General features: G+C 64.9%; 1 protein-coding gene. It reads right to left on the minus strand.

What is annotated here, in order from left to right:
• Positions 1-2: 2 nt before the first annotated feature.
• The gene (locus tag ACYF6X_RS21975) at positions 3-17,783 is read right to left on the minus strand and encodes a non-ribosomal peptide synthetase (RefSeq protein WP_130017703.1); all 17,781 of its coding nucleotides are present in this window, start codon (positions 17,781-17,783) and stop codon (positions 3-5) included.
• Positions 17,784-18,058 lie beyond the last annotated feature (275 nt).

The following is an 18,058-nucleotide window of genomic DNA, read 5'->3' on the forward strand; positions in this document are numbered from 1 at the left end:
GGTCAGCGTCGAACGAGCGTATTCAGCACGGCGCTGATGCGCTCTCCTAACCCGCGCCGGTTCGCCGCTTCCGACATCATGGTGACATGATCGCCATCGACCAGGTTGACCGTTACCGCCGACGCCGGCAGATGCCCCTCCCAGCCAAGTGCCGAGCCGTCGCGGCGGTTGTAACCTGCCGGCTTGATGCGTTGCCAGTAGGCTTCCAGATCGTCATTCAGCAAGCCGGGCATCTCCTCCACCGCTTTAAACAAGTGCAGATTAAGGCCGAGCGGCCGGATGACGCTGGCGCCGACCAGGGTCGCATAGTGATAACGCTTGCGCCATAAAGCAGCCTCCTTCAGCGGATCATCGAGGAAAGTGCTGATGCCCTGGCCGTGCAGCACGGCCAGCGCCTCCTCCACCGACAGCAACTGCAGGCGGGCGAACAGCGCCGCCTCCAGCGTCGGATGTTCCACCTCCAGCCAGCTGAGGAATAGCTGTGTCGCATCGCGCATCGCCTGCTGTGGCCGCATGGTGTCGAGCAGGCCCACCAGCGCCACCTCTTCCCCCTCCGCCTGCAGCCGTTCCGCCACCATGTAGGTCAAGATCCCGCCCGAAGAGTAACCGAACAGATGGTACGGCCCGCTGGCTTGCGCCTGCCGGATGACCCCGACAACGATCTCCGCCATCGCCTCCATCGTTGCCGGCGGCGCGTCGGCCATCTCTGGCCACGGCACGGCATAAATCGGGAAGTCCGCATCGATCTCTTTGGCAATCTCATAAACATACGAGTGATCGCCATAGCCGGTCGGCATGAAGAACACCGGCGGGCGCTGGCCGCTGCGGCGCGCCGGCAATGCCCTGAGCGGCTGTGCGCCCGTGCGCTGCTCGACATGCGCCGCCAGATCCGCCAGCACCGGATGGTCAAAGATCGCCTGCACCTGCAGTGCGATCCCCCACTGCTGCGCCAGGCTGGCCTGGCGCACCGCCAGCAGCGAGTGGCCGCCCAGTTCGAAGAAGTTGTCGTGTCTGCCGATCTGCGGCAGCCCCAGCAACTCCGCCCACGCCTGCGCCAACAGCGTCTCGGTATCGCCGCGCGGCGCTTCGTAGGCTTCGCCTGCGGCGGCGGCCATCTCCGGCGCCGGCAAAGCCCGCCGATCAATCTTGCCGTTTGGCGTCAGCGGCATCGCCGCCAGCCAGACAAAGGCCGCAGGCAGCATATAGTCCGGCAACTGAGCCGCCAGATGCTGGCGCAGCTCACCGGCCAACCCGTCGCTCGCCACGTTCTCACGCAGGCTGATCCAGGCGATCAACCGCGTATCCGCACCGATGCAGCGGGCATCGACCACCGCTTCGTTCACCGCCGGGTGCGCCGCCAGGCGCGCCTCTATCTCCCCCATCTCAATGCGGAAGCCGCGGATCTTCACTTGACGATCGTTGCGTCGCTGATACTCGAGGTTGCCGTCCGCCCGATAACGCACCAGATCGCCGGTGCGATACATGCGCCCGCCCGGGTTGAACGGATCGTTCAGGAAACGCTCTGCGGTCAGTTCAGGCCGGTTGAGGTATCCCAGCGCCACGCCGACGCCGCCGATATACAGCTCGCCGATAGCGCCCAGCGGCGCCGGCCGACCGCGCGCATCCAACACATAGGCGCGGGTGTTGCCGATCGGCTTACCGATTGGCAAACGCGTTGCGCCTTGCACCTCGGCTATCGCCGCCGTCGTCGCGAAGGTCGTCGCTTCCGTCGGCCCATAGGCGTGGATCAGCTGTACCGGCCCCGCTTCCTGCAGCAGGCGTTCGAAGGCGCTCGGCTCCTCCTTTTCCCCGCCGCAGATCAGGTAGCGCAGCTGGGCCAACGTCGCACCCATGCTGTACACATACTGATTGAACAACGCGGTTGTCAGGAACAGCGTCGTCACGCGATGCTGCGTCAATGCGGCGCTCAAACGCGCCGCATCCATCACGGTTTCCGCCGGGATCACCACCAGTTCGCCGCCGTTCAACAGCGCCGCCCACACCTCCATCGTCGCGGCGTCGAAGGCCGGATTAGCGGCGTAAGCCACCCGTTCCGTCGCATCGAACGCCGCATAACGGTTGTTGAGCACCAACCGAGTGATGCCCTGGTGCGGCGTCATCACGCCTTTAGGCAGCCCTGTGGAGCCGGACGTGTACATGATGTACGCCACCTCGCCGCTCGACAGCGACAGCGCCGGGTCGTTCTCGTCACCGCCGGAGACCACCGGCCGCAGCAGCGGCAAGGTATCCCCGTCCGCCGCTTCACCGACGATCAGACGCGCGCCGCTGTCCTCCAGGATCCACTGCTGACGCGCCGCCGGCAACTGCGGATCGATCGGCACATACACCGCGCCGGCTTTGAAGATCGCCAGCTGCGTCGCCACCAGATCGATGCTGCGCGCCAGACGCGTCGCCACGCGCTCGCCCGGTTGAATGCCGTGCGCGATCAGAGCATGTGCCAGCCGGTTAGCCTGGGCGTTCAACGCCGCATAGCCGATCCGACGATCGCCTTGCACGATCGCTACAGCCTGCGGCGCACGCTGCGCCTGGCGTTCAAACAGCTGATGCACGCAAAGCGCTGCGGGATAAGGCTCCGCCGTCTGATTCCATTCCTCCAGCAGCAGCCGGCGCTCTGACGGCGGCAGGATCTCCAGTTCGCTCGCCGGCAGGGTCGGCCGGCTTTCCAACGCCTGCGCCAATGAGGCCAGCGCCTGTTGCATATAGCCGCAGATCCTCGCCGCCGGCACCGGCTCGCTGACCTGCGCCGTCAACCCCAAAGAGTCGCCGCCGTCTTCCACCGACAGGACAAACGGATAGTTGGTGCGCTCCTGCGCGCTCAACAGCGTCATGCCTTCCGGCAACACCAGCTCGCTGCCGTTGTTGTGGCGATAGTTGAGCAAGGCGCTGAACAGCGGCATCCCCGCCGCCACGCCGCTGCAGCGCTGCGCCAGCGCCAGCGGCGCGTGCTCATGATGCAGCAACCCGCTCAGCCGCGCGTGGGCCTGGCGCGCCGCCGTCACCACATCGTCATCGCCGATGTCGAGGCGCAGCGGCAACGTATTGATAAACAGCCCCATCGCGCGTTCGGCGCCTTCCCCCGCCTGCATGCGTCCCAACAGCACGGTACCGAACACCACGCGATCTTGGCCGCTGGTGCGGGCCAGCACCTGCGCCCAGGCCAGATGGCACAGGCTGGCCAGGCTCACGCCCAGCCGCTTGGCCTGATGCCGCAGACGTTCGTTCAGCGCTTTGTCGATTGGCTGGTGCGCCGTGGTGACGCCCTTGCCGTCGCCGCGCACGTTGCCGAGCCCGAACGGCAGCACCGGCTCTTCGATGTCCGCCAGCATGGTGCGGAAGAAGGTTTCATGTTCTTGCGCGCTGACGCTCAAACGCGCCTGCGCCACCGCATTGCGGAACGGCGGTGGGGCGCCCAGCTCGGCACCTTTGCCGGCGAGGATCGTGGCGATCTCTTCCTCAATCAATGCCGCCGTGGAATGATCCCCCACCAGATGATGCCATTGTTGCAGCATCCACCAACTGCCATCGCTATCTTGCGCAACCACGACATTCAGCAGCGGCGCGCGGCTGAGATCCAGACGCGCATGCTGCGGATCGAAGCGCGCCAGCAGTTGCTCGCCAATCGCCCCCTGCGCCGGATCGAGCGTCAGCTCAGTCCACGGCAGCGCGGCGGCGCGCCAAACGACCTGTACCGGCTCGCGGATCGCCTCACTGATGAACGCCGTGCGCAAAATATCGTGGCGATCGATCACCTGTTGCATCGCGGCCCGCCAACGATCCAGTCGCTCGCGGTGCTCAAAGCGCAGCAGCGTAGATAACAGGTACGGATCGCCCCGCTCCGCCAACAGGTGGTGGAACAGGATCCCCTCCTGCAACGGCGACAGCGCATAGATATCCTGCACGTTGGCCACGCCGCCCGGCACGCGCGCCACGATGCTGTCGATTTCAACCTGGTTCAGCGAGGCCAGCGGCAGCAGCTCAGGCGTGATGCGCGCGCTATCCGGCCGCAGCAGGTTCTCGGGGATCTCGATTTCGCAGCGCGCCTCCAGCGCCTCCGCCAGCGAGGCCAGCGTCGGGGCGGTAAACAGCGTCTGCACGTTCGCCGTCAGGCCGCAGCGGCGCAGCTCCGCAATCAGTTTCACCGCCAGCAGCGAGTGCCCACCCAACTCGAAGAAATTGTCATGTCGGCCGACATTCGGCAGACCGAGCAATTCGCCCCAGATCGCCGCCAACAGGGTTTCCGTGTCGCCCTGAGGCGCTTCATGGCCCACGCGTGCAAAGTCGCCGGCCTGCGGCGTCGGCAACGCGTGGCGATCCACTTTGCCATTCGGGGTCAACGGCAAGTCGGCCAGCATCAGACAGGCCGCCGGCACCATGTAGTCCGGCAGCTGCGCCGCCAGATGCCGCCGCAGCTCGTCGGCCAGATCGCGGCCCTCGGCCTCAGCTTGCGGGACGATCCAGGCGATCAACGCAGGATGCGCGCCGCGCACGTCAACCACCGCTTCGCGCACCGCCGGGTGCGTTTCCAACAGGACTTCAATCTCGCTGCACTCGATGCGGAAGCCGCGGATCTTCACCTGCTGATCGTTGCGTCCGCAGTAATCGAGATTGCCGTCCGGCAGATAGCGCGCTAAATCGCCGGTGCGATACAGGCGGCCTCCCTCGTTAAACGGATCCGCCAGGAAACGCTCGGCCGTGAGGTCTTCGCGATTCAGGTAACCCAGCGCCACGCCCACGCCACCGATATACAGCTCGCCGATCGCGCCCAGCGGCACCGGCTGGCGGTGTTCATCCAGCAGATACACCCGGGTATTGCCGATCGGCCGGCCAATCGGCAAACGGTGCCGCCCCGCCGCCACGGTAATATGCGCCAAGGTGGCGGCGGTAGTGGCTTCCGTCGGGCCGTAGCCGTTGATCAGCTGCACCCGGCCGCCCTCCTTCAGCACCCGGGTATAGGCATGAGGATCCGCCGCTTCGCCGCCGCTGATCAGGTATTTCAGCCCCGCCAACGTCGCGGGAATGCTGTGCGCATGCTGATTGAACAGCGAGGTCGGCAACACCAGCACCGTAATCGCCTGACGCGTCAGCAGATCGGCGAACGCCGAGGCGTCCAGCAAGACCGCAGGCGGCACCACCACCAGCGCGGCGCCGTTCAGCAAGGCTCCCCACACTTCCAGCGTCGCCGGATCGAATGCCGGGTTGATGGCGAAAGCGATACGATCTGAGTCGCTGAACTCCGCATAACCGTTATTGATCACCAGTCGGTTGATCCCCTGATGCGGCACCATCACGCCTTTCGGCTTACCGGTTGAGCCGGAGGTATACATGATGTAGGCCAGATCCAGACTGTTGCTCGCCAATATCGGCGCGCCGGACGGCAGGTCCGCGTCATCATTTTGCGGAAGACGAGCGACGCCGACGCCGATCTGCGCGTCGTCCTCGCCGCCGTTCAGCAGCAGCACCGCGCCGCTGTCGGCGATGATCCAGTTCTGCCGGCCGGCCGGCAGCTGCGGGTCAACCGGCACATAGGCAGCACCGGCCTTAAGGATCGCCAATTGGGCGATCGCCAGGGCGGCGCTGCGCTCAAACCGGACCGCCACGCGCTGGCCGGGCTCCACGCCCGCCTTAATCAGGCGCCAGGCCAGCCGATTGGCGCGCTCCGCCAACTGCGCGTAGCGAATAAGCTGCTCGCCATCGATCAACGCCGTCGCCTGCGGCGTGCGCCGTGCCTGCTCGTCGAACAGCTGATGCACGCACGCCTGCGCCGGATACGCCCGCTCGGTGCGGTTCCAGTCATGCAGCAGCAGTTGGCGTTCGGCCGCAGGCAGCAGATCGACGCGCGCCGCCGGCTGGGTAAGATCCGCCGCCATCGCTCGCAGCGCCTGCTGCAGATACACGCCGTAGCGCACCGCCGTGTCGCGATCGAACAAGGCGCTGGCGTAGTTCAACGAGCCGACAATGCCGCTGCCGCTTTCCGCCAACTCGAGCGTCATGTCGAATTTCGCGACGTCATAGCTCAGCCCGGCATCCGCCGTTTGCAGGCCCGGCAAGGCGATATCGCGCACCGAGCCATCCTGCCAGGCCAGCATCACCTGGAACAGCGGCGTCGCGTCCAGCTGGCGCGGCGGATTGACCACCTCCACCACCTGTTCAAACGGCAGATCGCCGTTTTCCCGCGCCGCCAATACCGTCTCGCGCACTCGCTCGAGCAAGATTTGCAGCGTCGGCTCACCGCGCAGATCGACATGCATCGCCAGCGTGCTGACGAAGAAGCCGACCAGCGGTTCGATTTCCAGCCTGCCGCGGTTGGCCTCCGGGGTGCCGATCACCACCTGCTGTTGGCCGGCCATGCGGGACAACACCAGGCTCCAGGCGGCCAGCACCGTCATGAACAGCGTGCCGCCGTATTGACGGCTTAACCGCCGCAGCGCGTCGGTAAGCGCCGCGTCGATGGCCAGAGGCACCTCGCCACCGGCGAACGACTGCATCGCCGGACGCGGCCGATCGGTCGGCAGCGTCAGCAGAGCCGGCGCATCGCCCAGCGTCTGGCGCCAGAACGCCGCCTGCTCGGCCAACCGTTCCTGCGTCAACCACTGGCGCTGCCAAACGGCATAATCGACATAGTGCACCGCCAGCGGCGGCAGCGGCGACGGTTCGCCGCGTTGGAAGGCGCCATACAGCGCGCTCAGCTCCCGCATCAGGATCCCGGTAGACCAGCCGTCGGAAACGATATGGTGGCAGGTCAGCAGGAACAGATGCCGCCGCTCGCTCACTTGCAGCAAGCAGGCCCGCACCAGCGGCCCCCCTTCCAGATCGAACGGCGCTTTCATCACTGTTTCGGCCAGCGCGTGCAAACGTTGCTCCGCCTGATGCTCGCCGCGCAAGTCGTGATACGCCAGCGGCATGGCCGCCTCCGGCAAGATCCGCACCTGGGGTTGCCCATCCTGGCAGACAAACACGCTGCGCAAGGCTTCGTGGCGGGCATACAGCGCGTCGAGGCTGCGCTGGAACGCCGGCGCATCCAGTTCGCCGTCAAGGCGCAACGCCAGCGGGATATGGTAAGTCTCGCCGATCCCGCCCATTTGGCTCAGGAACCACAACCGCTGCTGGGCAAACGACAACGGCAATGCGCCGTGACGCGGAGTCGGCACGATGGCCGTCGGCTGCGCCGCCCCCTCCCGTTCCAGCCACTGCGCCAGCGCCTGCAACACCGGCGCGGCGAACAGCGCCGACAGCGGCAACCGCCAGCCGGCCTGCTGCACCCGGTTGGCCAACTGTACCGCCAGCAGCGAATGCCCGCCCAGGGCGAAGAAGTCATCATGACGGCCGACGCGTTCAACATTCAGTAACTGACGCCAGACGGACGCCAGCAGGCGTTCTCGCTCATCGGCCGGCGCTTCATAAACAGCGCGCGCGGCGGCGCCCAGCTCCGGCGCCGGCAGCGCGCGTTTGTCCAGCTTGCCGTTGGTGGTCAGCGGCAACGCGTCCAGCCACACGAAGGCCGTCGGCACCATATAGTCCGGCAGACACCCGGCCAGATGCTGACGCAGCCGCAGCGCCAGCGTTTCCCGAGCCTCCCCTTCGCCCGGCACCGCCCAGGCCACCAAACGTTTGTCGCCGCCGTTGTCCTGCCAGGCGTCAACCGCCACGCTGCGGACCGCAGGATGGCTCAGCAGCGCCGCCTCCACCTCACCGCACTCAATGCGGAAACCGCGAATTTTCACCTGCTGGTCGTTGCGCCCCAGGTACTCCAGCTCACCGTTCGGCAGATAGCGCGCCAGATCGCCGGCGCGATACATCCGTTCTCCCGCCACGAAAGGATCGTCGAGGAAACGTTGCGCATTCAGCTCCGGCCGATTCAGGTAGCCGCGCGCCACGCCCAGCCCGCCGACATACAGCTCCCCCACCGCGCCCTGCGCCACCGGCTGACCGTGTTCGTCAAGCAGATACAGGCGCAGATCCGGAATACGGCGGCCGATCGGGCTGCCGCTGCCGGTGATGTCCGCCGGAGACATTTCCCGGTAAGTGACGTGCACCGTCGTTTCCGTTATGCCGTACATATTGATTAACCGCGGCGCGTCCGGCCGATTACGGGCATACCACGGCGCCAGATCGGCCGGATTCAGCATTTCGCCGCCGAAGACGATGTAGCGCAGCCGATGCGGCGTGTCGTCCTGAGCCTGAATGAACGCCTTAAAGGCGCTAGGCGTCTGATTCAGCACCGTCACGCCCTGGTGACAAACCAGCTGATAGAACGCGGGGGCGGAGCGCGCCGTTTCCTGCGGCACGATCACCAACCGGCCGCCGTGGCGCCACGCGCCCCAGATTTCCCATACCGAGAAATCGAAGGCGAACGAGTGGAACAGACACCACACATCCCCGGCGTCAAAGCCGAACCCGGCATCGGTCGCGGTAAACAGGCGCTCAACCTGACGGTGTTCCACCATCACGCCTTTCGGCTTGCCGGTCGATCCGGAGGTATAGATCACATAGGCCAGATTGGCCGCCGTCAGCCCTTCAACCTGCGGATTGGCGGCCTCGGTGCCCCAGTCTTCCTCCAGCGCCATCGTCGGCACATCGGCCCCGCTCAGCGCCGAGCGCCCTGCAGCGTCGGCCAGCAGCAACACCGGCCGGGCATCGTGTAAAATGTACTCCAGACGTTCGCCGGTATACGCCGGATCGAGCGGCACATAGGCGCCGCCCGCTTTCAGGATCGCCAGCAACCCGACCAGCATCGGCGTGCCGCGCTCCGCACACAGCGCCACCAGACGATCGGGCCCGACGCCGCGCGCGATCAACACCTGCGCCAACGCGTTGGCTCGTTCATTGAGCGCCCGATAGCTGAGGCGTTCTTCTCCGCACACCGCGGCGATCGCCGCCGGCGTGCGCAGCGCCAGCCGCTCCAGGTGATGGTGCGGGCAGAGATCCGCCTGCGGTTCATCCGGCGTGCAGTTCCAGCCATGCAACAACCGTTGCCGTTCGTTCTGCGGCAACAGCGCAAGCTGCGAAACCGGCAGCGGCGCCGCCAACGCGATGCCCTGCAGCACCTGGCGCAGATAGATCCCGTAGCGCTCAGCGGTTTCACGATCGAACAGCGCCGTGGCGTAATACAGCGAGCCGGCGATCTCTTCGCCGATCTCGGTCAGATCCAGCGTCATGTCATATTTCGCCGCGGCATAGCCGGCATCGATCGCTTCCGCCTGCAGCCCCGGCAAGCCGATATCGTGCACCGAACCGTCCTGCCAGCTCAGCATCACCTGGAACAACGGGGTATGGCCGCGATGACGCGGCGGGTTCACCTGTTCAACCACCTGCTCGAAAGGCAGATCGCCATGGTCGCGCGCCGCCAGCAGCGTATCGCGCACGCGCAGCGCCAACGTCGACAAATCCGGATCGTCGGATAGATCGATGCGCAGCGCCAGGGTGCTGACGAAGAAGCCGATCATCGGTTCCGTTTCCAGCCGGCGACGGTTGGCCTCCGGCGTGCCGATCACCAGATCGCGCTGCCCCGACAAACGGGACAGCACGACGCTCCACGCCGTCAGCAGCGTGATGAACAGCGTGCATCCCTGACGCAGGCTGAATTGCCTCAGCGCCGCGGTCAGCTCGGCATCGAGCGAGACGGCCACCCGATCCCCGGCAAATGACTGCACCGCCGGACGCGGACGGTCGGTCGGCAACGTCAACAGTGCCGGTGCATCGCCCAACGTCTGGCGCCAATAATCGGCCTGCTTCGACAACCGCGCAGGCTGCAGCCATTGCCGCTGCCAGTGGGCGTAATCCGCGTACTGCAACGCCAGCGGCGGCAGCGGTGACGGCTCGCCGCGACACAATGCGCCGTACAGCGCGCCCAGCTCCCGCAGCAGGATGCCGTTCGACCAGCCATCGGAAATGATGTGGTGGCAGGTCAGCGCGAACAGCTGTTCCTCGTCGCTCAGCCGGATGAGGCTGGCGCGCACCAGCGGGCCGCCGGTCAGATCAAAGGGCGCTGCGACCTCTTCCCGTATCAGCGTGGCGGCGCGCGCCTGCGCATCCGCGACGCCGCGCAGATCGTGGATCGTCAGCGGCAAACCGGCGATCGGCAAAATGAGCGCCTGCGGCTGGCCGTCGCGGCTGATGAAGACGGTGCGCAACGCGTCGTGGCGCGCATAAAGCGCGTCGAGGCTGCTCTGCCAGGCGGCCAGATTCAGCGGCCCACGCAGCCGCAGCGCCAACGGCATGTGGTAAATTTCGCTCATGCCGTCCAGCTGGGTCAGGAACCACAGGCGCTGCTGAGCGAACGACAGCGGTAAGGCGGCATCGCGCGGCGCGGGCAGAATCGGCGGCAGGCTTTCCGCCTGCGTAATCTGGCGCGCCAACGCCTGCAGAACCGGGTTGGCGAACAGCGCCTGCAGTGATAACGGCAACCCGCTTTGCTGCAGGCGGTTGGCCAAACGCACCGCCAACAGCGAATGGCCGCCCAGAGCGAAGAAGCTGTCGTTGCGGCCAACCTGTTCCACGCCCAGCAGCTCTTCCCACAGCGCCGCCAGACGCTGCTCGACGTCCCCCTGCGGCGCCTCGTAGGCTTCTCGACGATAGGCCTCGCCCGACGGGTCGGGCAATGCGCGGCGATCGAGCTTACCGTTTGGCGACAGGGGCAGCGCCTCCAGCAGCACGCAAGCGGCCGGCACCATGTAATCCGGCAGCTTGTCGGCCAAATGCCGGCGCAGCGTCTCCGCCAACGACGCCTCATCGGCACCTGGCTGCGGCACCACCCAGGCGATCAGGCGTTTCTCACCGCCGTCGCCGCCGCGCGCATCCACCACGGCTTCGCGCACCTGCGGATGCGCGGCCAGCGCCGCCTCTATCTCGCCGCATTCGATACGGAAACCGCGGATCTTCACCTGCTGATCGTTACGTCCCAGATACTCGATATTGCCGTCCGGCAGATAGCGAGCCACATCGCCGGTGCGGTACATGCGGCCGCCGTGACCGGCATCGAACGGATCGGCCAGGAAACGCTCCGCCGTCAGTTCAGGCCGGTTGAAATAGCCACGCGCCACCTGAATGCCGCCGATATACAGCTCGCCGACCGCCCCCAGCGGTACCGGCTGCCCTTGTTCATCAAGCAGATAGATCCGCGTGTTGGCCACCGGCCGCCCAATGGGCACCGACACCAGCCCAGATTGGCGGGTGCAGTGCCAGGCGGTCACGTCCACCGCCGCTTCGGTCGGGCCATAGAGGTTATGCAACTCGACATGCGGCATCTGGCGGTAGAATTCGGCCACCAGTGAGGCGGGCAGCGCCTCGCCGCTGCACATGACGCGCACCACCTGCCCGCAGCGGCGGCTCGCGCCTTCATACAGCAGGAAGCTTTGCAGCATAGACGGCACAAAGTGCAGCGTTGTCACGCCATACTGTTCGATGACGCGGCTCAGGTACTCCGGATCCTTGTGGCCTTCAGGGCGCGCCATTGCCAGACGCGCGCCATACATCAACGGCCAGAAGAATTCCCACACCGAGACGTCGAAGCCGAACGGCGTTTTCTGCAGCACCGTATCCGCCGGCGTCAATCCATAAGCCTGCTGCATCCAGAGCAGGCGGTTAACGATGCCACGATGTTCATTCATCGCGCCTTTCGGTTTGCCGGTCGAGCCGGAGGTATAAATCACGTAGGCCAAATGGTTGGGCTGCGCGCGCGGCGCCGGGTTATCGGCGTTCAGCTCGTCCGCCAACGGTTCATCCAGCGCCAGCAGCGGCACCGCGTGTTCGCCCAGCGCCGCGCGGCCGGCGGCGTCCGCCAGCAGCAGCACCGGATCGGCGTCCTGCAGGATATAGTGCAGACGCTCGCCCGGATAAGCCGGATCCAACGGCACATAGGCGCCGCCGGCCTTGAGGATGCCGAACAATGCCGTCACCATCGCCAGGCTGCGCTCGGCGCACACCGCCACGCGGCAATCCGGACCGACACCGCGTGCTATCAGCGCGTGCGCCAGGCGATTGGCCTGCGCATTCAGCTGGGCGTAGCTCAGTTCGGCGCCGCCGCAAACCAGCGCCACGGCGTCCGGCGTGCGGCGCACCTGCGCTTCAAACAGCGCATGCAGGCAGACATCCTGCGGATAAGGCTGCGCCGTTGCGTTCCAGCCATTGATCAACAAGGCGTACTCGTCGTCCGGCAGAATCGACAGTTCGCGCACCGGCATTTCCGGCGTGTGTTCCAGCGCATTCACCAGAGCGGTCAATGCCTGTTGCATATAGCGGCACACCCGTGCGGCGTCGATGGGATCGATGACCTGCGCCGTCAACGCCAGCGAATCCATGCCGTCGTCTACCGACAGCACGAACGGGTAGTTGGTGCGTTCGTCCGCGCCGATCAGGCTGACCCCTTCCGGCAGCGCCAATGCTTCCCCGTCGTTGTGGCGGTAGTTCAGCAGCGCACTGAACAGCGGCGCACCGTTTTTCACGCCGCTGCAGCGCTGCGCCAACGCCAGCGAGGCGTGCTCATGTGCCAGCAAGCCGCTCAGGCGCGCATGCGCCTGCCGCACCGACGCCTCAACGCTGCGCCCGTCCATATCCAGCCGCAGCGGCAGCGTATTGATGAATAGCCCCAGCGCCCGGTCGGCGCCTTCGCCCGATTCCATGCGGCCCAGCAGCACCGTGCCGAACACCACGGCATCACGCCCGCTGGTGCGCGCCAGCACCTGCGCCCAGGCCAGATGGCACAGGCTGGCCAGGCTGACGCCCAGCCGCTTCGCCTGTCGACGCAGGCCGGCATTCAGCGCAGGCGCCAACGCCAGGCGGCCGGTATTGGCGCACTGTCCGTCGCCGTGTACGTTGCCGAGCCCGAACGGCAGTACCGGTTCGTCGATATCCGCCAGCATGCCGCGGAAGAAACTCTCATGTTCCTGTTCGCTGAGCCCCAAACGCGCTTGCGCCACCGCATTGCGGAACGGCTGCGCGCTGCCCAGCGTATCCCCGCGCCCGGCCAGAATGGCGTTGACTTCTTCCCCCATCATCGCCAGCGTCGAGTGGTCGCCAATCAGGTGGTGCCACTGCTGCAAGACGTACCAGCTGCCGTCGCTCTCTTCGGCGATGACGTAATACAGCAGCGGCGCCCGCGTCAGATCCTGACGGATCCGCCGGGGATCGAAGCGCGCTTCCAGCTGACGGCCGACCGGCCCCGCGGCCGGATCCAGCGCCAGCTCGATCACCGCTAAGCGCGCCCGGCGCCAGACGACCTGTACCGGTTCGGACAGCCCCGCACCGACAAAGGCCGTGCGCAAAATGTCATGACGCTCCACCACCTGCTGCATCGCCGCCAGCCAGCGATCGAAACGCGCCCGGCTGTCGAAGCGCAGCAGTGCCGACAGCAGGTAAGGGTCGCCCTCTTCCGCCAGCATGTGGTGGAACAAGATCCCTTCCTGCAACGGGGAAAGGGCATAGATATCCTGTACGTTGTCGATGCCCCCCTCCACACCGTCGACGATCTGATCGATCTCAGTCTGCGTCAGATCGGCCAGCGGCAGCATCTGCGGCGTGATTGCGCGGCAGCCCGACACAATCCGATTTTCCGGCACCTGGATCCGCTGCTGCGACACCAGCGTTTGCGCCAGAGCCGACAGCGTTGGCGTGGAGAACAGCGCCTGAACGCTCGCCGACAGCCCCGCCTGGCGCAGCTGCGCCATCAGCTTCACCGCCAACAGCGAATGGCCGCCCAACTCAAAGAAGTTGTCGTGACGCCCCACGCGTTCAACGCTCAACAACCCCTGCCAAATCTGAGCCAGCAGCCTTTCGGTTTCCCCCTGCGGCTCGACATAGGCTTCGCGCATGGCGGCATCCGGCGCCGGCGCCGGCAGCGCGCGCCGATCCAGTTTGCCGTTCGGCGACAGCGGCAGCGCCTCCAGCCACACAAAGGCCGTCGGCACCATATAATCCGGCAGCGTTGCGGCAAGCGCCCGGCGCAGCGTCTGCGCCAGCGCCTCACGCTCCGCTTCCGGCTGCGGCACGACCCAGGCCACCAGACGTTTGTCGCCTTCGCCATCCGTGAGCGCATCTACCACCGCGTCGCACACGGCGGCATGCATAGCCAGCTGCGACTCGATTTCACCGCATTCAATGCGGAAGCCGCGAATTTTTACCTGCAGATCGTTGCGGCCCAGATACTCCAGGCTGCCGTCCGGCATATAGCGCGCCAGATCGCCGGTGCGGTACATGCGGCCACCCGGCGCGAAAGGATCGGCAAGAAAACGCTCCGCCGTCAGCGCCGGTAGATTCAGGTAGCCGCGCGCCACCTGCGCGCCGCCGATATACAACTCACCCACGGCACCCAGCGGCACCGGCTGGCCATAGTCATCCAGCAAGTACGCCCGGCCGTTGGCGATAGGCCGGCCGATAGACGGCATCGCCGTACCGACCGCCGGCTCGCCCGAAGTCGCTACCACGGTCGTCTCCGTCGGCCCATAGTTATTCACAATGGTTACGCCAGGCGGCGCCTGGAGCGGCCAGCGGCGGATGCTGTCGCCACCGATCAGCAGCATCCGCAGATCGGCAGGCATGTCGCCCATCAGTGCGATCTCAGCCAGCGGCGTCACCATAAACCCGACCTGCACACCGCTGCCGCGCCACCATTGCAGCAGCGCTTCGCCATTGCCCGCCGCCTCTGCCGGCGGCAGCAACAGCGTCGCCCCCTGCGTCAACGTCGGCCAGATTTCCCAAACGCTGGCGTCAAAACCCAGACCCGCCATGCTGGTCGTTCGCTCACCGGCCTGCAAACCGGTCGCTTCGCAGTGCCACATGATCAGGTTGATCAGGTGCGCCTGTTCCACCATTACCCCTTTCGGTTTGCCGGTCGAGCCCGAGGTGTAAACCACATACGCCAGACTGCCTGGCTGCGCGCGCGGCGGCAGATCGTGCTCCTGCTCTGGCAGCGCGTCTTCCAGGGCCAACAGCGGCGCGGCCACCGCCCCCAGCGCCGCGCGGCCGGCGCTATCCGCCAACAGCAACGCCGGCGCGCAGTCCTGCACGATATAGTGCAGGCGTTCAGCGGGATAAGCCGGATCCAGCGGCACATAGGCGCCGCCAGCTTTCAGGATCGCCAACAGTGCAACGATCATCTCCGGGCTGCGCGCGGCGCAGACCGCGACGCGGCTTTCCGGCCCCACGCCGCGTGCCGTCAGGTGGTGCGCCAGCCGGTTGGCGCGCGCGTTCAATTCCGCATAGCTCAGCGACGTCTCCCCCTGAGACAGCGCCGGCGCCGTCGGCGTACGCCGCGCCTGCGCTTCAAACAGGGCCGACACGCTTGACGCCTGCGGGAAAGCACGGTGGGTGCGGTTGCGCACGTTGAGCAATAGCTCTCGCTCCGCCTGGCTCAGTAAACGATCGCCGCGCACCGGCGCATTCGGCGCCGCAGCGGCCTGCCGGAGCAGCAATAGCAGATGTTGCGCGGCGCGCAGCATCTGCTCGTCCCCCACCGCGGCGCTGTCGTACACCCAACGGAAAGCGCCGTTGCTTTCACAGATCTGCAGCACTGCCCGGGCGCCGGAGCGTTTCACCGCCGCTGCGCCCTCCTGGCCTTCGTCGAATCCCGGCGAGGTGTCGCGGCGCAATAGCGCCACGACGGTTGACCAGGCGCGCGAACGCGTGTCCAGGCCGAGCAATGCCGGATGGTAGGCCCGACGCGCGTACGCCTGCTGCCATTCGCGTCGCATCTGCACCTGCGCCTCGGTGAAACCCAGCGTCGGATTCAGCGAGATCTGCAGCGGCAGTGTCCAAACCTGGCCCGACTCGCCGATAACGTCGTCCGTCGCGTTCAGCCAGCCAAGTTGGAAATCACTTTCGCCGCCCATCAATCCCAGATACAACGCCAATCCGGTCAACACCGATTCGACCTCGATCTTGCCCGCGTGTTGCCAGGCCGTAGCTTGCCATGCCGGCCGGGTTTCGCGCTGCCAGGCCACCGGGAACGCCGCCGGAGCAAACTGGGCCAATCGCGGTTGCCAGAAAGCAGCATGGTGCCCACCGGCCGCCTGTATCTCCTCCAGCCGTTTCACCTGCAAGGGATCAAGCAACGGCAACGGCTCGCCCACCGTCAAACCGTGCCGCCGCGCCAGCGCTTCCCCCGCCGCCAGCTCCCCTTCGGCGGTGAACCAGCCTCCGATCCGCACCGCCCCTTCCGCCGTGGCGATATTCCAACCCGCATCGTCGACGCCAAGCAGCGTACCGGGGGCCGCATCGCCGGCGTCAGGCAGCATTTCCAGGCGCCCAACGCCCAGCGCCCGGTCGGCCAACAGGATTTTCAGCGGGCAATCGCCCGCAGGATGGCCGAGTGACGTCGCGAGGCGCACCAGTTCAGCGGTAGGACGATCCCAACGGATAAAGCCGGCGGCCGGCGGCAGTCGGCGGAGATCATAGAAACTGCCGCTGACGTCCGCTTCAGGCTGCGCATGAATCTGTTGCATCACCTGAGCGATACTGCCTTCAGGCTGTTCAGAGAGGGTCCGCAGAATAAACTGGAAACGCCGCTGTAAACTCTCAAGCTGGCTTAATGAATGGGCATGTGGCGCATCGGCAAACATGACGTCCAATTCTTGCGCCTGCTGATCTTCGTAAAACAGAATTTGCATATCGCTGACGGCGATGTTGCCGCCGTAATACCATCGCGTCTTACATCCCCAAAACGGATCGCCATGATCGAAGGAAACGATATTGATAGCGGGACCAAACCAGGATGAGCTCATGGTACTGCGATCGCGACGAATATCCTCACCGCGATATAATTGCCGACGAACCACTTTGGCTATTTCCGCTGCGACCTGTTGTGCAAAATCCGCCAGACGACTTTCAGGGTTAATGGCTAAAATCAGTGGCACCACATTCGCGGTCATACCAATACTGTTTCGCTCTCGGGTACCGGTAACCGGCAGGCTGAAATTCAATAAGGTCTGACCAGTAATACTATGGAAACATAATGCGACGGCCGCCGCCAATATATGAGCGCGATGTACACCGGCTTTTTCCGCACCCCGATCAATCGCCGCTATCTCATTTATTGTTAATGTGTGATTGCTGATTTGCATGGACGAATAAGGGACGAGTTTCTCCTGACGCGTCAAGCTATGAGGCGCGGCGAGCGTGTAGCCTTGCCAGAACTGTTTGTCGGTAGCGAAGCGGGAAGAGTCGCGGTACTGCAGGTCGTGTTCATAGAGCCGGCTAAAACTGCAATTGCTGAATTCAGGAATGCTTTTTTTCTCAGCCAACGCGTTGTAATACAGTGCGATGCGACGCATGAACTCTTCAGCGCTGCGGCCATCCACCAGCATGTGGTGAAAACGCCGGTAGAGAATATAGCTGCCGGGCGCCAACGTCAGTAAGGCAAAGCCGAACAGGTCCTGATCCAGCGCGGAGATAACGCGATCGGCATCTTGCCGCATCCAGCGCTGCGCCGCCAGCTCAGGGTATTCCTGGCTGCTGAAGTCATGCGCGGAAAGCGGATCATGACTGCGCGCCGCACGGTATTGATAAAGCTCACCGTCTTGTTCGGTGAAATGGGCCTGCATCGCCGGCGTTTCTTCAATGATCGCGTCTATCGCCTGGCGCAGCAGGGCTATCTGCAACGGCCCTTCTATCGTGCCGTATCCCCACATATTGAACGGCAAGCCTTCAGACATGCTGGCGCTCAGCCAAAGCTCGCGCTGAGCGGTGGTAATTTCATGCAGTTCGACTTTCTCCAACGCAACATGAGCACCCGTACGGAATTCCCCACTCTTCACATCAGTTTGTTTGTTCATAATATTCTCTAGCACGTTTTCATTACATTAATGAAAGGGACCGTCCGGATTTAGGCAAAGCCTGGCCGTCCGACAGTTCAAGTCAGAATAAAAAACCGTAGAAAAGCTGGGTCTCCCCCCAACTAAGAAAGAATGAAATGGTTAATCCAGAGGTTCCCCCTGTGCCTCAATTTGTTGAGCTGTGAAGTATAGGAGAGGATATTTTTTTTGGCGAAATGTGCGAAAGGGAATAAATGACCATTTTATTTCCCCGATATTACTCAGGGATGACGAGC

It is taken from the genome of Serratia sp. ID 25-353 (assembly GCF_054792795.1).

What these genes read in the sequence shown, in the direction of transcription:
- ACYF6X_RS21975 (WP_130017703.1), bottom strand. Translation starts at nt 17,783, where the DNA reads ATGAACAAACAAACTGATGTGAAGAGTGGGGAATTCCGTACGGGTGCT.